This window comes from Rhodococcus sp. HNM0563 (genome assembly GCF_012726195.1).
Taxonomy (GTDB): domain Bacteria; phylum Actinomycetota; class Actinomycetes; order Mycobacteriales; family Mycobacteriaceae; genus Rhodococcus.
The window spans coordinates 44,426-60,738 of sequence record NZ_JAASAF010000003.1 but is presented as its reverse complement, the minus strand read 5'-3'; the positions used below and the strand labels follow the sequence as shown (position 1 = coordinate 60,738).

Genomic DNA, 16,313 nt, shown 5'->3' with positions numbered 1-16,313 from the left:
TTATCCGCCGGCGCGGGCGGAGAGGGTGACCAACGCCGGCTCCGCGGGGCCGCAGCACCCACCCGCGTCGGCGGTGTCGGCGGCGGGGTCGTCGAACACTCCGGCGCCGCCGCACACTCCGGTCTCGGGCAGGGTCAGCTCGACGCGGGCGGCGGCATCATGATCACCGGCGAGGGCGGCGGCGATGCTGCGGACCTGCTCGTAGCCGGTCATCGCCAGGAACGTCGGGGCCCGACCGTAGCTCTTCATCCCGACCACATAGAAGCCGGGTTCGGGGTGGGTGAGCTCGGCGACGCCGTGCGGGTAGACGGTCCCGCACGAGTGCACGTTCGGGTCGATCAGCGGGGCGAGCGCGGTCGGGGCCTGCAGCACCGGGTCGAGGTCGAGACGGATTTCCGAGAGCCACGACAGGTCCGGCCGGAAGCCGGTGGAGGCGATGATCTCGTCCACCGCCTCGAGGCGGGCTCCGGTATCGGAGACCACCGCGACCTGACCGTCGGTGGCGGGTTCGACGGCGGCGGTGCGGAACCCGGTGACCACGGTGAGCAGCCCGTCGTCGACGGCCTTTTTCGCGCGCAGTCCCAGGGCGCCGCGGGCAGGCAGTTGGTCGTCCTGGCCGCCGCCGAACGCGGCGCCGACCTCGCCGCGGCGCACCGCCCAGGTCAGGCGGGTGCCGGAGGCGGTGCGGGCGAGCTCGGCCAGCGCCACGATTGCGTTGAGTGCCGAGTGGCCGCTGCCGGCGATGACGGTGTGGCGGCCGGCGTAGCGGGTGCGCACCGCATCGTCGCCCAGGTCGGGGACGCGGTAGGTGATGGTCTCGGCTGCGGCGCGTTCACCGAGGGCGGGCAGGCCTTCGCCGCCGAGGGGGTTGGGAGTGCTCCAGGTGCCGGAGGCATCGATGACGGCGCGGGCGAGCAGGCGGGTGTCGGTGCCGTCGCGGTGGCGGATGTGCACCGACAGTGGTTCGGTGTCGCGGCCGGCGTCGACGATGCGGTCGCGGCCGCGGCGGGCGATGCCGACGACCTCGTGATCGAGGCGGACCGCGTCGCCGAGGGCGGTGGCCAGCGGGCTCAGGTACTGCCCGGTCCAGTCCTGGCCGGTGGGGTAGGCGTCGTCGTCGGGGGCCTTCCAGCCGGTGGTGTCGAGGAGGCGGCGGGCGGCGGGGTCGATCAGTTCGGCCCAGCGGGAGAAGGTGCGGACGCTGTGCCATTGCGTGATGGCGGCTCCGACGACGTCGCCGCGTTCGAGTACCAGCGGTTCGAGGCCGCGTTCGCGCAGGTGGGCGGCGGCGGCCAGGCCGATCGGTCCGGCTCCGACGACGACGATGGGCAACTCGCTCATGACAGATCCTTTCATCGATGGGTATCGATCTAAGCTGCTGTCAGAGTATCGATGGTCGTCGATGTATGCAACCATCGATGCTGATCGATATAGTGGGGGTATGACAGCACTCGGCCTACCGATCACGGTGACCCCCGGCGCGGAGGTGGACCTCGACGCCCTGAGCCCGCAGGACGCGGCCACCTACGCCGGATGGTTCGCCTGCCTGGCCGAACCCACGCGGGTGCGGCTGCTGCACCACGTCGCCGCCCATCCGTCCGGCATCACCGTCGGCGAGCTCGCCGACAGGCTCGGGATCGGCCAGCCCACCATCTCCCATCACGTCCGCAAACTCGCCGACGTCGGCTTCGTCACCACCGGCAAACAGGGCACCAGCACCGTGGTGCGGATCAACCCGAGCTGCTGCAGCGACCTGCCCAGTGCTGCCGACGCGGTCATGGGGGTGCTCACCGCCCGCCCGTGCTGCCCCGAGGACGTCCCCGCCGACGTGGCAGTGCGCCCGCTCGACGACCGGGATTGGGAGGCGGTGCGCCGCATCTACGCCGACGGCATCGCCACCGGCGCCGCGACGTTCACCACCGAGGTCCCCAGCCGCGACCACCTCGAGAGCCAGTGGTTGCCCGAGCATCGCTGGGTCGCCGAGATCGACGGTCAGGTGGTCGGCTGGGCAGCGTTGAGCCCGGTGTCGAACCGCGAGTGCTACCGCGGGGTGGCCGAGAACTCGGTGTATGTCGGCGACGGGATGCGCGGGCGCGGCGTCGGCAAGGCGCTGTTGCGTACTCAGGTCATCGCCGCCGATCAGGGCGGATTGTGGACGCTGCAGACCTCGATTTTCCCGGAGAACCGGGCCAGCCTGGCGCTGCATCATTCGGCGGGTTTCCGCACCGTGGGGGTGCGCGAACGCATCGGCCGGCTCGACGGCATCTGGCGCGACACCGTGTTGCTCGAACGCCGCTCCGAGACAGTTCCCGCCGCCGCGCACGAGTGAGAGCGACGCGGGTGACGATGGACATCGAACTGCTGTACTTCGACGGCTGCCCGAACTGGGAGGAGGCGCGAGGCCGCCTCGCCGAGGCCCTGGCAGCGACCGGCAACGCCGGTACCCCGATCCGGCTGCGCCGTATCGAGACCCCGGAGGCCGCCGAACGCGTCGCCTTCCCCGGATCCCCGACCATCCGCATCGACGGGACCGATCCGTTCGGCCTCACCGAGGGCGTCGGGTTGACCTGCCGCGTCTACCGCACCGCCGACGGGCTCGACGGTGCTCCGAGCACCGCCGATCTGATCACCGTGCTGCGGCACGCCGAACACCGGTAGACCTGGCATCGGCTTGACCTTCGAGTCGACTCGAAGGTTTACCGTCGAGGAGTGAGCACGATGCTGATCTCCCAGTTCGCCGAACACACCGGTGTCCCGGCCACCACTTTGCCCTTGGGCTTGCTATACCCCGTACCCGTTTGTCACGGGCAGCCCACTCGGCGCGTCCGATCCCGCACACCCGCCACGCGATCGCTTACTGAACGGAAAAGGAATTGAGTCCACTCTGGGCGCAGTCTCGGGGCCGCAGTTGCTGCCGATCGCTGCCTGACACATCGGAATCGGAGAGGACCACGCTGGACAGCGTGGTCACCACTGGATTCCTCTGCAGTTCCGCAGGATCCGGACCAGTGCTCCTCCGGGGTCAGTTCAGCGGATAGAGCATCTGGGCGGTCGCGGCGTAGGCGGTGTCGAAGTCGACGGCGAGCACTGCCTCGACCGGCCCGACCACCGCGTGCTGCTCCCAGGCCTGGCCGGTGCGGCTGCGCCACGCGGTGCCGGCGGTGTCGATACCCCACACTGAGCCGTCCTGCGCGGCGGACAGCAACGCCAGCGGTGGGGCGTCGGGCACCACGGTGAAGGTGAGTCCGGCGTCGGTGCTGTGCTGGAGTCCGGCGGTGGTGGTCGCCCACACCCCGGCGTCGGTGACGGCGAGCGCGGCCGCAGCCACCGGAGCGCCCGCGGTCCAGCTGCTGCCACCGTCGGTGGAGATCAGCAATCCGGTCACGCCATCGAAGCCGACCAACAGCGCACCGTCCGTAGCAAGAGCGTGAAAATCCACCTCGCTGCTCAAGGATGTCGGCGTCCAGGTGCGGCCGCCATCGGTGCTGTCGATCAGCCCCAACGGATTCGGCGCCGAACTCGACGGTCCCGGATGCCCGGACGCGAAGAGACGGTCAGTTCCCGGAGCGCCGGTCAGTCCCATGAAGTCGTCGTCGGATACGCCGACGCGGGTGGTGCGCCCGCTGTCGGCGATCTCGACGAGACCGGTGTGGGTACCGGCCAGCACCACACCGCCGGAATCGAGGTGCAGACCGTGCAGATGATCCAGGGCCGGTTCCAACGCTGTGCCAGGCACCTCCGATGCGACCCCCGACTCGGTGGTCGTGGTGGATTGTTCACCGGTCGCACAAGCGGCGAGCACAGCCACCGCAGCAACAGGCACCAGGACACGCGCCCACCGGCGCGGGGGAAAACTCGACATGAGAAGCAGAAACTCGTTTCGGATCGATCGGGTGCCGGCTCAGGTGTGAGCCAGGCGGGTGGGGTCGAGGTCGAGGCGCCGCAACAGCTGGGCGTTGAGCGCCACGACGATGGTCGAGACGGACATGAGGATCGCGGCGACCGCCGGGGAGATCGCGACGCCGGCGAATGCGAGCACACCCGCGGCGAGTGGCACGGCGATGATGTTGTAGCCGGTGGCCCACACCAGGTTCTGCCACATCTTGCGGTAGCTGGCGTGCGAGAGCGCGATGATCGACAGCACCGCCCGCGGATCGTTCGCCGCCAGCACGACCCCGGCGGATTCGATGGCGACGTCGGTGCCGGCGCCGATCGCGACACCGACATCAGCCCGGGCCAGAGCCGGGGCGTCGTTGACACCGTCGCCGACCATCGCGACCGTGTGCCCACGATTCTGCAGCTCGGTGACCTTGGCGTCCTTGTGTTCGGGTAGTACCTCGGCGAAGACCTCGTCGATCCCGAGGTCGGCGGCTACCGCGTCGGCGACCTGCCGCGCATCGCCGGTGATCATCGCGACCTTCACCCCGCGGGCGTGCAGGGCGTCGATGGCCTGACGGGATTCCTCGCGCACGGCGTCCTCGAGCGCCACGGCCCCGAGGACGCGGTCGCCTTCGGCGATGTGCAGCACCGACGCCCCGCGCGCTACCCACTGCTGGGTCACGGCGGTGACGTCGGTGGGCACCGACAACCGCAGATCGGCCAGCATCGCCGGGCCGCCGACAGTGATTTCGGCGCCGTCGACGAGCGCGCGCACCCCGCGGCCGGGCAGCGACCGGAAATCGGTGGCGACGATCCGCTTACTGGCCGGCACCCGATCGTCGGCGGCGGCGACAATGGCCCGGGCGACGGGGTGCTCGCTGTCGGCTTCGGCCGCCGCCGCCAGCGCCAGCAGATGCTCGTCGGTGACTTGGTGGGCGGTGGCGATGCCGGTGACCTGGTGCCGGCCCTGGGTCAGGGTGCCGGTCTTGTCGAACAGGACCACGTCGACGGTGCGCATGCGTTCGAGCGCGAGCCGGTCTTTGACCAGCACCCCGGATCTGGCGGCGCGTTCGGTGGAGATCGCGATCACCAGCGGGATCGCCAACCCGAGTGCGTGGGGGCAGGCGATGACGAGCACAGTGACGGTGCGGACCACCGCTTCGTCGACGTTGCCGACGAGCAGTGTCCAGATCGTGAAGGTGAGGATGCCGGCGACGGTGGCGAAGTAGAACAGGAACGCTGCGGCTTTGTCCGCCAGCGCCTGGGCACGGGACGAGGAGGCCTGGGCGTCGGCGACCATCCGTTGGATACCGGCCAGGGCCGTGTTCTCGCCGACGGCGGTGATCTGCACCCGCAGGGCGCTGTCGGTCGCGACGGTGCCGGCGACCACGGTGTCGCCTACCTGCCGGGTGACGGCCTTGGATTCGCCGGTGATCATCGATTCGTCGACCTCGGCACGGCCGTCGGTGACGGTGCCGTCGGCGGGCACCCGCGCCCCGGCCCGCACGAGTACCAGATCCCCGAGCGCCAGTTCCGACAAGGGAACGTCGGCGGTGCCGGTATCGGTGATCTTCTCTGCGGTGTCCGGCAGCATCGCCGCGAGCGCGTCGAGGGCGCCCGACGCCGAGCCGAGAGCGCGCATCTCGAGCCAGTGCCCGAGCAGCATGATCACGATCAGCAGCGCGAGTTCCCACCAGAAGTCCAGGTCGAACCCGCCGAGACCCAAGGTGGTGACCCAGGACGCGAGGAACGCAACGGTGATCGCCATGGCGATCAGCAGCATCATCCCGGGCCGGCGAGAGCGTAGTTCGGCCCAGCCGCCGGTGAGGAACGGGGTGCCGCCGTAGACGAAGATCACCGTGCCCAGTACCGGGGGAATCCACATGGCGCCGGGGAAGTCGGGCATGGTGTAGCCGAGCAGGTCGGCGACCATGTGGCTGAAGAACACCACCGGTATCGCCAGCACCAGTGACACCCAGAACCGGCGGCGGAACATCTCCCCGTGTGCCCCGTGCCCGGCATGCCGATCGTGCCCACCATGGCCGCCATGAGCGTCGTGCTCAGGGTGGGTGTCGTGACCGACGTGGGCGAGGTGCTCGCCGTGCCCGGCGTGCGCATCATGCTCGTCGGGTGGCGGGCTCTGGACCTCGGCGCCGTCATTGTGTCCGGCGGGCGACGGGTCCGGGTGGGGGTGTCCGTGCTGCGGGTGCGACATCGAAAGCCTCCTGGGATGGCGAACGGGCCGAGAGGAACCGGGCGGCGCCCGGTTACAGGGTGGTCAGCAGCTGCCGCATGGTCTCGATCTCCTGCTGCTGCGTGTCGCCGATGGTGCGGGCCATCTCTACCGCGTCGGGGAACTGTCCGTCCTCGATCTCGGTCTGCGCCATGTCGACTGCGCCTTCGTGGTGGGCGATCATCTGCTCGAGGAACAGGCGAGCGGCGTCGGCGCCCTGTGCCTCGGACAGCGCCTGCATGTCCTCCTCGCTCATCATCCCTTCCATCTCCATCCCCTCCATCCCCTCCATACCGTCCATGCCCTCGTCCATGCCGGGCATGTCGTGGCCTGTCTCGGGCATCGCGGTGGGCTCACCCCACTGCTCGAGCCAGGACTCGAGCTGCTCGATCTCCGGGCCTTGAGCGGCCTTGATCTGCTCGGCCAGGGCGGTCACGTCCGCGGGAATGTCCTGCTTGGCCAGCAGCATGTCGCTCATCTCGATCGCCTGACTGTGGTGCGGCAACATCATCTGCGCGAACATCACGTCGGCGTCGTTGTGCGCCGCGGCCTCGTCGGCTGCCGAGGTGGCGGTGGCCGAGGTCGTGGCCGGCGAGGTCGCGACGGTGGTGCCGGTCCCGGTGTCGCTGCACGCAGCCGCGGCGAACACCACCGCCAGGGCGGTGGCGCCGACGGCGAGAAACTTCTTGTTGTTCATGGGATGTGGTCCTTTCTCGAACGGTCACAGACCGCCATGGCACCGAAGTCCGGACACGGCCGGTCCGCATGCGGGGATCAGGCCAGGTAGGACACGGTGGTCATCATCCCGGCTTCCTGGTGATACGCGTTGTGGCAGTGCAGCGCCCACTGGCCCGGGTTGTCGGTGTCGAATTCGATCTCCACGGTGCGCATCGGCCCGATCGTGACAGTGTCCTTGCGCAGGCCGGTGTCGGTGAGCGCGAAGGTGTGTCCGTGCAGATGCATCGGATGGAACATGTCCGACATGTTCCGCATCCGCATCCGCACCCGCTGCCCTTCGGCCACGTTCAGCGGTGGGATATCGGGATGAGCGCGGCCATTAAGAGTCCACCGGTACGGCGACATGGTCCCGCCCATATCCACGCTGTGATACACATCGTGCTCCCTCTCGGCCAGACGCACATACTCCCGAGGCGCCAGATCGGTGCCCAGTAGTACCTGCCGGTCCAGCTCGCCGGGTCGCGACTGTGCGGGCAACTCGCCGACGGCGGTGCGCACCAGGGCCTGCCCGTGCCCGGTCTTGCCTTCCGCCTGCGCGAACAACGGGAACACGCCGTCGCCGAGAGTGACGAGCACATCGACACGCTCGCCCATCCCGATCAGCAGCGCATCGGTGTCCTGCGGCACGACCGGGAAGCCGTCGGTGTGGGTGACGGTCATCCGGTGCCCACCGAGGGCGACGCGGAACGCAGTGTCGGCGCCGGCGTTGACGAACCGGATCCGCGCCCGCTGTCCGGGTGTCGCGGTGAACACGATCGGGTCCTCGGGGACGCGCCCGCCGACCAGGAAATGCGGGTAGCTCACGTCTCCGGCGCCGCCGAGCAGCGGGGAGAGCATGGTCTCCTCACCCGTGTCCATTCCGTCCATGTCCATGGCGCCGTGGTCCATTCCGCCCATCCCGCCGTCGCCACTGGCACCGGTGGCGGCGCCGATGCCGAGGTCGCGGGCCACGTCGTCGGGGGTGCGGCCGGTGCCGTCGAGCCAGTCGTCGAGCACCACGATCCACTCGTGGTCGTAGTCGCCGGGCTCGTTCGGATCGTCGATGACCAACGGCCCGTACAGGCCGCGATCGAGCTGCAATCCCGAATGCGAGTGGTAGAAGTACGTGCCCGGATCCGGGACCGTGAACTCGTAGGCGAACCGGCCGCCGGCCACGATCGGATCCTGGGTCAGCCCGGGCACACCGTCCATGTCGTTGCTCAACGCCAGCCCGTGCCAGTGCACACTCGTCTCCGCCGGCAGCTGGTTGTCCACCTCCACCCGCAGCAGATCCCCGGCGCGGGCTCGCAGCAGCGGCCCCGGTAGCTGCTCGTCGTACCCCCAGGTCGACACGATGCGCCCGCCAAGGTCCACCTCGACCGGACGCGGCGTCAACCGCGCCGAGACCACCTGCTGACCCGGGATGCGGCGTTGCTGTTCGAGACGGCGCACCGCAGTCGACGAGGCCTGCACGGGGGCACCGGTCGGTGAGCCCGACCCGGAACAGGCCATCAGGACTCCGGCCCCGGCAAGTATTGATCCGAGAAGGAAGGATCGACGGACCAGCTCAGCCATGAACATGCCCCTGCCGGTGCTCGACCTTCGTGGTGTCGCCGGGGTGCATCAGCACCTGCCGACGGGCCACGAATTCATCGGAGTCGATGTCACCGCGGGCGAAACGCGTCTCGAGCAGCCGAAGCGGATCGGACTCCTGGCTGGTGCGGCCGGGTCCGTTCGCACGGTCGGTGCGGAACATCATGGCCATCAGATAGATCACCACCGCCCAGAACGCGAACATGCACACGGCCATGACGATCCATCCGGTCCAGGTCAGCTCACCTGCCCAGCCCATCATGGTCGCCTCCTTTCACCGGTTCGTGCTTCCAGCCTGGTGTGCCTACCCGTGGATTCCTGTGGAGGTCGTATGAAGATTTGCTCAAGAAGCCACACCGCCTCGTCGACAGCGGTGTCCGCTGGTGAAGATGGACGCCATGGACTCCTCCGCTCGCACCCCCACCGCGACCAGCGACTCTGCGGCGCCGCCGCGCCCGTCGACCGGGTTGCGGGCGATGGTCGTCGAGGACGAGGCACCGTTGGCGAACCTGATCGGCTCGTATCTCGAACGCGACGGGTTCGAGACCGCGATCACCGGTGACGGCGCCGACGCCGTCACCCTCGCCCGACAGGTCGACCCCGACGTCGTGGTCCTCGATCTCGGCCTGCCCCATCTGGACGGGGTCGAGGTGTGCCGGCAACTGCGGACGTTCTCCGACGCCTATGTCGTGATGCTCACCGCCCGCACCGAAGAGATCGACACCCTCATCGGGCTGTCCGTCGGCGCAGATGACTACATGAGCAAACCGTTCAGCCCCCGCGAATTGATGGCCCGCATCCAGGCCATGCTGCGCCGTCCCCGCGCCCACGTCGCCGCACCCAGACCGGCCGAGACCGCCGCCACCGGCCTGATCCGCCGCGCCGGGGACCTGGCCCTCGATGTCGACGGCCGGGAAGTCACCGTCGCCGGGAGGCCGGTGGCCTTGACCCGCACCGAGTTCGACGTCCTGGCCGCGCTGGCCCGCGATCCCGGCGTGGTGCTCACCCGGGCTCAGCTGATCGAGGCGGTGTGGGGACCGAGCTGGACCGGCGACGCGCATCTGGTCGATGTGCACGTCGGTCATCTGCGCCGCAAACTCGGCGACGATGCTGTCCGCGGCCGCTATGTGCGCACCGTGCGTGGGGTCGGCTACAAGATGGGCGCCGGACAATGACGGCCCGGCGCCCCCACCGCAGACGAGGTTCAGCTGCATCGCCCCAGCAGGCACTGGCGGGATCGAGTTTCGGCACCCGGCTGTTCCTCGCCTTGACCGTGGTGGTGGTCGGCTGCGCCGCCAGCGCCTGGCTCGTCGCCTCCGCCCTCGCGCCCGGGATCTTCCATGACCACCTCGGCCAGGCCGGCATCGACCACAACTCGAGTCAGGCCGCGCACGTCGAAGAGGCGTTCGCCTGGTCGATCGTCCTTGCATGGGGTCTGGCGGTCGCGGTCGCGGTGCTGCTGGCATTGGCGGTGAGCTGGTACATCACCCGCCGTGTTCAACGCTCGTTGACCGCGGTGACCACCTCGACCGCCCGGATCGCAGGCGGCCGGTACGACACTCGCGTGTCCAGCCCCGGTCTCGGCCGCGAATTCGACGAGCTCGCCGTCACCGTTAACGAACTCGCCCGCCGTCTCGACGCCACCGAAAGTACCCGCCGCCGGATGCTCACCGACCTCGGCCACGAGATGCGCACCCCGATTGCGACCCTCGACTCTTATCTCGAAGCCCTCGACGACGGCGTCCGCACCCTCGACGACGACACCCGACAAGTTTTGCGCGATGCCACCCACCGGCTGGGGCGTCTCGCCCAGGACATCACCGCGGTCTCGCGCGCCGAAGAACATCTCACCCGCATCCGGCCGGTGCCCACCACCACCGGCGTCTTGGTCACCGCCGCGGTCGATGCGGTGCGCGAACGGTACGAGAACACAGGCGTCGAATTGCACAGCCGTCTCGACGACTCCCTGGTCGTATCGGTCGACCCCGACCGGCTCGGCCAGGTCCTGGGCAATCTGCTCGACAATGCCCTGCGCCACACCGCCTGTGGCGGCACGGTCACGGTCACCAGCAGACGAGCGAACCGCGATCGGGTGGAGATCACGGTGGCCGACACCGGCGAGGGCATTGCTCCCGAGCACCTCGACCACCTCTTCGACCGGTTCTACCGCGCCGATACAGCCCGTGATCGCCGACACGGCGGCAGCGGTATCGGCCTGACCATCACCCGTGCCCTCGTCGAAGCCCACCACGGGCGCATCCGAGCACACAGTGACGGGCCGGGCCGTGGGGCACGCTTTACGATCGAACTGCCCGTCATTGCAGTCTGACCTCGGAGCCTGCTTCGGTGTTGCCGTATCCGGCACATCTCAATCCGTGGACTCACGACCTTCGAGCGCGGACCCTCGACTCGAGGGACTGAACGCCTCCGTCATGTTTGTTGTCATCGGCGCCCACCCCTGTCAGGCTTGGGCGCCGTCTGGAACGAGCTCGGCGATCAGCGCCTCGACCTTGGCTTTGATCTCGTCGCGGATCGGACGCACCGCCTCCACCTCTTGCCCGGCCGGATCCTCGAGCACCCAATCCCGATACGACGTGCCCGGAAACACCGGGCACGTGTCGCCGCACCCCATGGTGATCACCACATCGGAGGCCTGCACCGCGTCGATGGTGAGGATCTTCGGGTTCTGCGCGGAGATGTCGATACCGACTTCGGCCATCGCCGCGACCGCGGCCGGGTTGACCTGCTCGGCCGGAGCGGAGCCCGCGGAACGGACCTCGACCCGGTCGCCGGCCAGCGCAGTGAGGAATCCCGCGGCCATCTGGGAACGGCCCGCGTTGTGCACACACACGAACAACACCGAGGGTGTGCGATCGGTCGAGGAATCAGTTGTCATGAAAACAGACGTCCTTTCGAAGAGAATTCAGGCAGAAACGGTGTCGAGTTCGGCCAGCAAAGCCCGCACGCGAGTGTCGATATCGTCGCGGACGGCGCGCACCGTGCCCAGCGACTCGTCGTCCGGATCGATCAACGACCAATCGAGGTAGCGCTTACCCGGATACACCGCGCACGCATCACCGCACCCCATGGTGATCACCACATCGGCGGCTGCCACCACATCGTCGGTCAGGGGTTTGGGATATTCGCCGCCGAGATCGAGCCCGATCTCGGCCATCGCCTCGACCACGACAGGATGAATCGCCGCTGCAGGAGCCGATCCGGCGGAGCGCACGTGCACCCGTCCCGCGCCGTGATGAGCCAGCAGTGCCGCGGCCATCTGCGAACGTCCGCTGTTACGCACGCACACGAACAGCACCTCCGGCACATCCTTCGGTATAGCGCCCTCGGCCTGCGCCAGAGCAGTGAGGCGTTCGCCCGCGAAGCGGGTGGCCAGCGAGGGCAAATGGGTATGGATCTTGGCGGTGCGCCGCAGCGCCGCATACGACTCGAAGACCATCCGCTCGACGGTCTGCGCCGAGAACACCCCGGCGTACTTCTCGGCGAGATGTTCGGCACTGCGGTGCAGCACCGCCTGAGGCATCAGTAATTCTGGCTGAGCAGCGTGCTGGGACATCGACATCTCCTGACGTGGCCGATCCTTACGACACAGTGGGGGCGGGAGAACTGGTGAAACGCTTACGCAGGGCGAGCGAGACGTAGATCAGAGCAACCAGGACGGGCACCTCGATGAGCGGACCCACCACCCCGGCCAAAGCCTGGCCGGAGGTGACACCGAAGGTGCCGATCGCCACCGCGATGGCGAGCTCGAAGTTGTTTCCGGCGGCGGTGAACGCCAGCGTCGTGGTGCGCTCGTAACCGAGCCCCACTGCCGCACCGAACAGGAACCCACCACCCCACATGAGGATGAAGTACGCGAGCAGCGGCAACGCGATCCGCACCACGTCCCACGGCTGCGAGGTGATCTGCTCGCCCTGCAGGGCGAACAGGATCACGATCGTGAACAGCAGCCCGTAGAGCGCCCACGGGCCGATCTTCGGCAAGAACGTGTCCTCGTACCACTCACGTCCCTTGGCTTTTTCACCGAAATGGCGGGTCAAGAAGCCGGCGACGAGGGGGATACCGAGGAAGATCAGCACCGATTTGGCGATCTGCCACGGGGAGACATCGAGGGTGGTCTGTTCGAGCCCGAGCCAGCCGGGCAGGATCGACAGGTAGAACCAGCCGAGCACAGCGAACATGATCACCTGGAAAACCGAGTTGATCGCAACCAGTACTGCGGCGGCTTCGCGGTCGCCGCAGGCGAGGTCGTTCCAGATGATGACCATCGCGATGCAGCGAGCCAGGCCGACGATGATCAGGCCGGTGCGGTACTCGGGCAGGTCGGGCAGCAGCAGCCAGGCGAGGGCGAACATCAGCGCCGGGCCGAGCACCCAGTTGAGAATGAGCGAGGAGATCAACAGCTTGCGATCGCCCGTGACGGTGTCGAGGCGGTCGTAGCGCACCTTCGCAAGCACCGGGTACATCATGATCAACAGACCGAGCGCGATCGGCAGAGAGATGTTGTCGATCTCGATGACGCTCAACGCGTCCCCGAGCCCGGGAATGAGGCGGCCGAGCAGCAGACCGGCGACCATGGCGATGCCGATCCACACGGCCAGGAACCGGTCGAGGACCGACATCTTGCCGGCGACGGACCGGTGTTCAGTGGTGGTCACGAGACGATCTCCTGAAGGGCTTCAGTCGGGGCGCAGGTGCAGGTGCAGGCCGATCCGGGCAGGACCCCGGATTCGGTGGCGAGCACCGCGGACAGTTGCTCGAGGGCGGCGGGGATCACCCGGTAGTACACCCAGGTGCCGCGGCGCTCACAGTCGAGAAGTCCGGCTTCGCGCAGCACCTTGAGGTGGTGCGAGATGGTCGGTTGCGACAGGTCGAACGCGGGGCTGATGTCGCACACACAGCTCTCCCCGCCCTGGTGGCTGGCGATCATGCTGAGCATGCGCAGCCGCACCGGATCACCGAGGGCCTTGAACATGCGGGCCAGGTCGGTGGCCCAATCCGAGGTCAGGGGCTCACGGGCGAGCGGCGGGCAGCACGGTTCGGCCTCACTCGACAGCTGATTCGACATGCGTCTATATTGACTGTTATCAATCCAGTCGTCAAACGGGAAGGGACCTCCACGTGCCCACTGCTTCGGTGCTGTTCGTGTGTGTGAAGAACGGCGGAAAATCCCAGATGGCCGCAGCGTTGATGCGCAAGACAGCCGGCGACCGCGTCACCGTCCATTCGGCCGGTACCGCCCCAGGGGCGTCCCTTAATGCTCTGTCGGTGCAGGTCCTCCACGAGGTAGGCGCCTCCATCGACGGTGAGCGCCCCAAGCCGATCGATCCGCAACTCCTCACCGAAGTCGACCTGGTGGTCACCCTCGGCGGCGAAGCCCACGTCGATGCGCCCGCCGGGGTGGTCGTCGAGAACTGGGACACCGATGAGCCGTCCGAGCGCGGCATCGACGGCATCGAGCGGATGCGCCTGGTGCGCGATGACATCGCTGTCCGCGTCGAGGAGCTCGCTACCCGGCTGCTTTCCGACGCCGACGCCCGATAACCGAGTTCGTCCCGGAAACTCTGTTCGCCCTCGAGCACTGAAGGAATACCTGATACCTATGAGCACCATCGCAGTCTTCGAACCGGCCCTGTGCTGCAACACCGGCGTGTGCGGCGAGGACCTCGACCAGAACCTGGTCACCTTCACCGCCGACATGGCCGCGCTGACCGAGCAGGGCGCCGCCATCACCCGCCACAACCTGGCCAACGACCCGCTCGCGTTCGCCCACAACGAGACCGTCAAGAAATTCCTCGAACTCGCCGGATCGGACGGGCTGCCGCTCGTGCTCGTCGACGACGTCACCGTCGCTACCGGGCGCTACCCGACCCGCACCGAGCTCGCCACCTGGGCCGGCCTCGAGGTACCCGCGCCGCCGTCCGGGGTGACCATGCTCGGGCTCGCGGACGACAGCGACTCCTGCTGCACCCCGGGCGAGTCCACCTGCTGCTGACCATGTAGATCCGCACCCCGCCCGCCGATACCCATCCGACGAGGAGTACCTGCTTTCATGGCTGCCGCCGACCCGACGTTTCTGACCGACCCGCCCCGGTTCGTGTTCTTCACCGGTAAAGGTGGGGTCGGTAAGACCTCCATCGCGTGCGCGTCAGCGGTGCGCCTGGCCCGGGCCGGAAAGAAGGTGCTGCTCGTCTCGACCGACCCCGCCTCCAATGTCGGGCAGGTCTTCGGTCTGAGCATCGGCAACACGATCACCGAGGTCCCCGCGGCGGCGGGGCTCTGCGCGCTCGAGATCGACCCCGAGGAGGCCGCCGCCGCCTACCGCGAACGCATCGTCGGTCCCGTCCGCGGGTTGTTGCCCGCAGCGGAGATCGCGTCGATCACCGAGCAGTTGTCCGGCTCGTGCACCACCGAAGTCGCGTCGTTCGACGAATTCACTTCTCTGCTCACCGATCCCGACGACCGGGTCGCCGGGTTCGATCACGTGCTGTTCGACACCGCCCCCACCGGCCATACCATCCGGCTGCTGCAACTGCCCGGTAACTGGACCGAATTCCTCGACCACGGCAAGGGCGACGCGTCCTGCCTCGGTCCGCTGGCCGGGCTCGACAAGCAGAAAGCCATGTACGCCGGCGCGGTCGAGGCGTTGTCGGATCCCGGCCGTACCCGCCTGGTGCTCGTGGCACGCGCGAACCGTGCCGCTCTGGCCGAGATCGCCCGCACCCACAGCGAACTCGCCGCGATCGGCATGACGAGACAGCATGTGGTCGTCAACGGCGTGCTGCCCGACCCGGCCGATGACACCGACCCGCTGGCTACCGCCGTGTACCAGCGTGAGCAGGCAGCATTGGCGGGTCGCGGCGCCGCGATCGTCGCGCTGCCCACCGATCTGGTGGAGCTCAAGCCGGTCAACATGGTCGGTCTCGATGCTTTGAGCACCCTGTTCGACACCACCACCACCACCGCTGTGAGTGTCGACGACACCGAACCGGGTGTCGCCGCGGTCGCCGATGCTTCACTGGCGGATCTGGTCGATGCGATCGAGGCTGATGGCCACGGGCTGGTGATGTGCATGGGCAAAGGTGGAGTCGGCAAGACCACCATTGCCGCCGCGATCGCGGTGGCGCTGGCCCGCCGTGGTCATGACGTGCACCTGACCACCACCGACCCCGCCGCACATCTGACCGACACTCTCGCCGGGGAACTCGATCACCTCGAGGTCTCCCGCATCGATCCGCACGAGGCGAGCGAGACCTACCGCAACCGGGTCCTGGCCACCAAGGGCGCCGAACTCGACGACGCCGGCCGCGCCACCCTCGCCGAAGATCTGCAGTCCCCGTGCACCGAGGAAGTCGCGGTGTTCCAGGCCTTTTCGAAGGTCATCCACGAATCACGCCGCAAGTTCGTCGTCGTCGATACCGCCCCGACCGGGCATACTCTGCTGTTGCTCGATGCGACCGGCTCGTATCACCGGGAGATCGCCCGGCAGATGGGCGATGGCGGGCGCTTCATCACCCCGCTGATGCGGCTGCAGGACCCGGCGCAGACCAAGATTGTGCTGGTCACTCTTGCCGAGACCACCCCGGTGCTCGAGGCGGCCGGTTTGCAGGATGATCTGCGGCGCGCTGGTATCGAGCCGTGGGGGTGGGTGGTCAACAATTCCCTGGCCGCGGCGGCGCCCACCGCGCCGCTGCTGCGGCAGCGAGCGGTTGCCGAACTCGAGCAGATCGACACGGTCCGGGACGAACTCGCCAATCGGTGCGCGGTGATTCCGCTGGCCGTCAGCGAACCGGTCGGAATCACCGCGTTGGGACAGCTGGCCGAACGGCATCCGGCACCGGTGCGTTGATCCGCCAGCACCGGGCCGGGTCGT

General features: G+C 68.3%; 17 protein-coding genes. 7 read left to right on the top strand and 10 right to left on the bottom strand.

Annotated features, from left to right (window positions below):
- Window positions 1–1,341: an FAD-dependent oxidoreductase gene (locus tag HCA61_RS07250; RefSeq protein WP_059384774.1), complete on the bottom strand. Its 1,341-nt coding sequence runs from the start codon at window positions 1,339–1,341 to the stop codon at window positions 1–3.
- Between the two features lie 100 nt (window positions 1,342–1,441).
- Here HCA61_RS07250 and HCA61_RS07245 point away from each other — a divergent pair, with 100 nt between their 5' ends.
- Entirely contained in the window at window positions 1,442–2,329 is an 888-nt protein-coding gene (locus tag HCA61_RS07245; protein ID WP_206039778.1) for a metalloregulator ArsR/SmtB family transcription factor, read from the top strand.
- 17 nt (window positions 2,330–2,346) lie between these two features.
- Window positions 2,347–2,658 (top strand): thioredoxin family protein, encoded by a 312-nt coding sequence (locus HCA61_RS07240; RefSeq protein WP_169687941.1) that lies wholly within the window; start codon window positions 2,347–2,349, stop codon window positions 2,656–2,658.
- A 364-nt stretch (window positions 2,659–3,022) separates the two neighbouring features.
- On the opposite strand, the gene HCA61_RS07235 is transcribed toward HCA61_RS07240, so the two are convergent.
- The 5 genes from HCA61_RS07235 to HCA61_RS07215 all read right to left on the bottom strand — a co-directional run bounded on the left by HCA61_RS07235 (window position 3,023) and on the right by HCA61_RS07215 (window position 8,684).
- A complete protein-coding gene (locus HCA61_RS07235; protein WP_132476104.1) occupies window positions 3,023–3,862 on the bottom strand; it encodes a F510_1955 family glycosylhydrolase in 840 nt (279 codons plus the stop codon).
- Between the two features lie 39 nt (window positions 3,863–3,901).
- The gene (locus HCA61_RS07230) at window positions 3,902–5,875 is read right to left on the bottom strand and encodes a copper-translocating P-type ATPase (RefSeq protein WP_199233401.1); all 1,974 of its coding nucleotides are present in this window, start codon (window positions 5,873–5,875) and stop codon (window positions 3,902–3,904) included.
- A 271-nt stretch (window positions 5,876–6,146) separates the two neighbouring features.
- The gene (locus HCA61_RS07225; RefSeq protein WP_169687518.1) at window positions 6,147–6,809 is read right to left on the bottom strand and encodes a DUF305 domain-containing protein; all 663 of its coding nucleotides are present in this window, start codon (window positions 6,807–6,809) and stop codon (window positions 6,147–6,149) included.
- Window positions 6,810–6,886: 77 nt separating this feature from the next.
- On the bottom strand, window positions 6,887–8,404 hold the full coding sequence (locus tag HCA61_RS07220) for a multicopper oxidase family protein (RefSeq protein WP_132476096.1): 1,518 nt from the start codon (window positions 8,402–8,404) through the stop codon (window positions 6,887–6,889).
- A complete protein-coding gene (locus HCA61_RS07215) occupies window positions 8,397–8,684 on the bottom strand; it encodes an SHOCT domain-containing protein (RefSeq protein ID WP_132476093.1) in 288 nt (95 codons plus the stop codon). Before HCA61_RS07215 ends, HCA61_RS07220 begins: the two co-directional genes overlap by 8 nt.
- Before the next feature lie 214 nt (window positions 8,685–8,898).
- On the opposite strand from HCA61_RS07215, the gene HCA61_RS07210 reads away from it, so the two are divergent.
- On the top strand, window positions 8,899–9,597 hold the full coding sequence (locus HCA61_RS07210; protein ID WP_132476156.1) for a response regulator transcription factor: 699 nt from the start codon (window positions 8,899–8,901) through the stop codon (window positions 9,595–9,597).
- Complete coding sequence (locus tag HCA61_RS07205) at window positions 9,594–10,751, top strand: ATP-binding protein (RefSeq protein WP_132476090.1); 1,158 nt, start codon at window positions 9,594–9,596, stop codon at window positions 10,749–10,751. The genes HCA61_RS07210 and HCA61_RS07205 overlap by 4 nt, the downstream gene beginning before the upstream one ends.
- Window positions 10,752–10,883: 132 nt before the next feature.
- On the opposite strand, the gene HCA61_RS07200 is transcribed toward HCA61_RS07205, so the two are convergent.
- Genes HCA61_RS07200 through HCA61_RS07185 form a run of 4 tightly spaced genes read right to left on the bottom strand, consistent with a single transcriptional unit; the run spans window position 10,884 to window position 13,508 of the window.
- On the bottom strand, window positions 10,884–11,318 hold the full coding sequence (locus HCA61_RS07200; protein WP_132476087.1) for an arsenate reductase ArsC: 435 nt from the start codon (window positions 11,316–11,318) through the stop codon (window positions 10,884–10,886).
- Between the two features lie 27 nt (window positions 11,319–11,345).
- Window positions 11,346–11,996 (bottom strand): arsenate reductase, encoded by a 651-nt coding sequence (locus HCA61_RS07195; RefSeq protein ID WP_059384770.1) that lies wholly within the window; start codon window positions 11,994–11,996, stop codon window positions 11,346–11,348.
- 25 nt (window positions 11,997–12,021) lie between these two features.
- The gene (gene arsB / locus HCA61_RS07190) at window positions 12,022–13,062 is read right to left on the bottom strand and encodes an ACR3 family arsenite efflux transporter (protein WP_132476153.1); all 1,041 of its coding nucleotides are present in this window, start codon (window positions 13,060–13,062) and stop codon (window positions 12,022–12,024) included.
- Window positions 13,063–13,094: 32 nt separating this feature from the next.
- Window positions 13,095–13,508 carry a metalloregulator ArsR/SmtB family transcription factor gene (locus HCA61_RS07185; protein ID WP_132476083.1) on the bottom strand — a complete coding sequence of 138 codons (414 nt, stop codon included), beginning with the start codon at window positions 13,506–13,508 and terminating at the stop codon, window positions 13,095–13,097.
- Between the two features lie 53 nt (window positions 13,509–13,561).
- Between HCA61_RS07185 and HCA61_RS07180 the strand changes: the two genes are divergently transcribed.
- Genes HCA61_RS07180 through arsA form a run of 3 tightly spaced genes read left to right on the top strand, consistent with a single transcriptional unit; the run spans window position 13,562 to window position 16,289 of the window.
- Entirely contained in the window at window positions 13,562–13,984 is a 423-nt protein-coding gene (locus HCA61_RS07180) for a low molecular weight phosphatase family protein (protein ID WP_132476081.1), read from the top strand.
- A 58-nt stretch (window positions 13,985–14,042) separates the two neighbouring features.
- Window positions 14,043–14,435, top strand: coding sequence for an arsenite efflux transporter metallochaperone ArsD (arsD, locus tag HCA61_RS07175; RefSeq protein WP_064063745.1), 393 nt, complete (start codon window positions 14,043–14,045; stop codon window positions 14,433–14,435).
- 57 nt (window positions 14,436–14,492) lie between these two features.
- Window positions 14,493–16,289: an arsenical pump-driving ATPase gene (gene arsA, locus HCA61_RS07170; protein WP_169687517.1), complete on the top strand. Its 1,797-nt coding sequence runs from the start codon at window positions 14,493–14,495 to the stop codon at window positions 16,287–16,289.
- Window positions 16,290–16,313: the final 24 nt, after the last annotated feature.

Bases quoted from the DNA above. Each gene is read 5' to 3' on its own strand.
- HCA61_RS07245 (WP_206039778.1), top strand. From the start codon at position 1,442: ATGACAGCACTCGGCCTACCGATCACGGTGACCCCCGGCGCGGAGGTG.
- arsB (WP_132476153.1), bottom strand. From the start codon at position 13,062: ATGTCGGTCCTCGACCGGTTCCTGGCCGTGTGGATCGGCATCGCCATG.
- HCA61_RS07250 (WP_059384774.1), bottom strand. From the start codon at position 1,341: ATGAGCGAGTTGCCCATCGTCGTCGTCGGAGCCGGACCGATCGGCCTG.
- arsD (WP_064063745.1), top strand. From the start codon at position 14,043: ATGAGCACCATCGCAGTCTTCGAACCGGCCCTGTGCTGCAACACCGGC.
- HCA61_RS07235 (WP_132476104.1), bottom strand. From the start codon at position 3,862: ATGTCGAGTTTTCCCCCGCGCCGGTGGGCGCGTGTCCTGGTGCCTGTT.
- arsA (WP_169687517.1), top strand. From the start codon at position 14,493: ATGGCTGCCGCCGACCCGACGTTTCTGACCGACCCGCCCCGGTTCGTG.
- HCA61_RS07215 (WP_132476093.1), bottom strand. From the start codon at position 8,684: ATGATGGGCTGGGCAGGTGAGCTGACCTGGACCGGATGGATCGTCATG.
- HCA61_RS07240 (WP_169687941.1), top strand. From the start codon at position 2,347: ATGGACATCGAACTGCTGTACTTCGACGGCTGCCCGAACTGGGAGGAG.
- HCA61_RS07230 (WP_199233401.1), bottom strand. From the start codon at position 5,875: ATGTTCCGCCGCCGGTTCTGGGTGTCACTGGTGCTGGCGATACCGGTG.
- HCA61_RS07205 (WP_132476090.1), top strand. From the start codon at position 9,594: ATGACGGCCCGGCGCCCCCACCGCAGACGAGGTTCAGCTGCATCGCCC.
- HCA61_RS07185 (WP_132476083.1), bottom strand. From the start codon at position 13,508: ATGTCGAATCAGCTGTCGAGTGAGGCCGAACCGTGCTGCCCGCCGCTC.
- HCA61_RS07195 (WP_059384770.1), bottom strand. From the start codon at position 11,996: ATGTCCCAGCACGCTGCTCAGCCAGAATTACTGATGCCTCAGGCGGTG.
- HCA61_RS07225 (WP_169687518.1), bottom strand. From the start codon at position 6,809: ATGAACAACAAGAAGTTTCTCGCCGTCGGCGCCACCGCCCTGGCGGTG.
- HCA61_RS07220 (WP_132476096.1), bottom strand. From the start codon at position 8,404: ATGGCTGAGCTGGTCCGTCGATCCTTCCTTCTCGGATCAATACTTGCC.
- HCA61_RS07210 (WP_132476156.1), top strand. From the start codon at position 8,899: ATGGTCGTCGAGGACGAGGCACCGTTGGCGAACCTGATCGGCTCGTAT.
- HCA61_RS07200 (WP_132476087.1), bottom strand. From the start codon at position 11,318: ATGACAACTGATTCCTCGACCGATCGCACACCCTCGGTGTTGTTCGTG.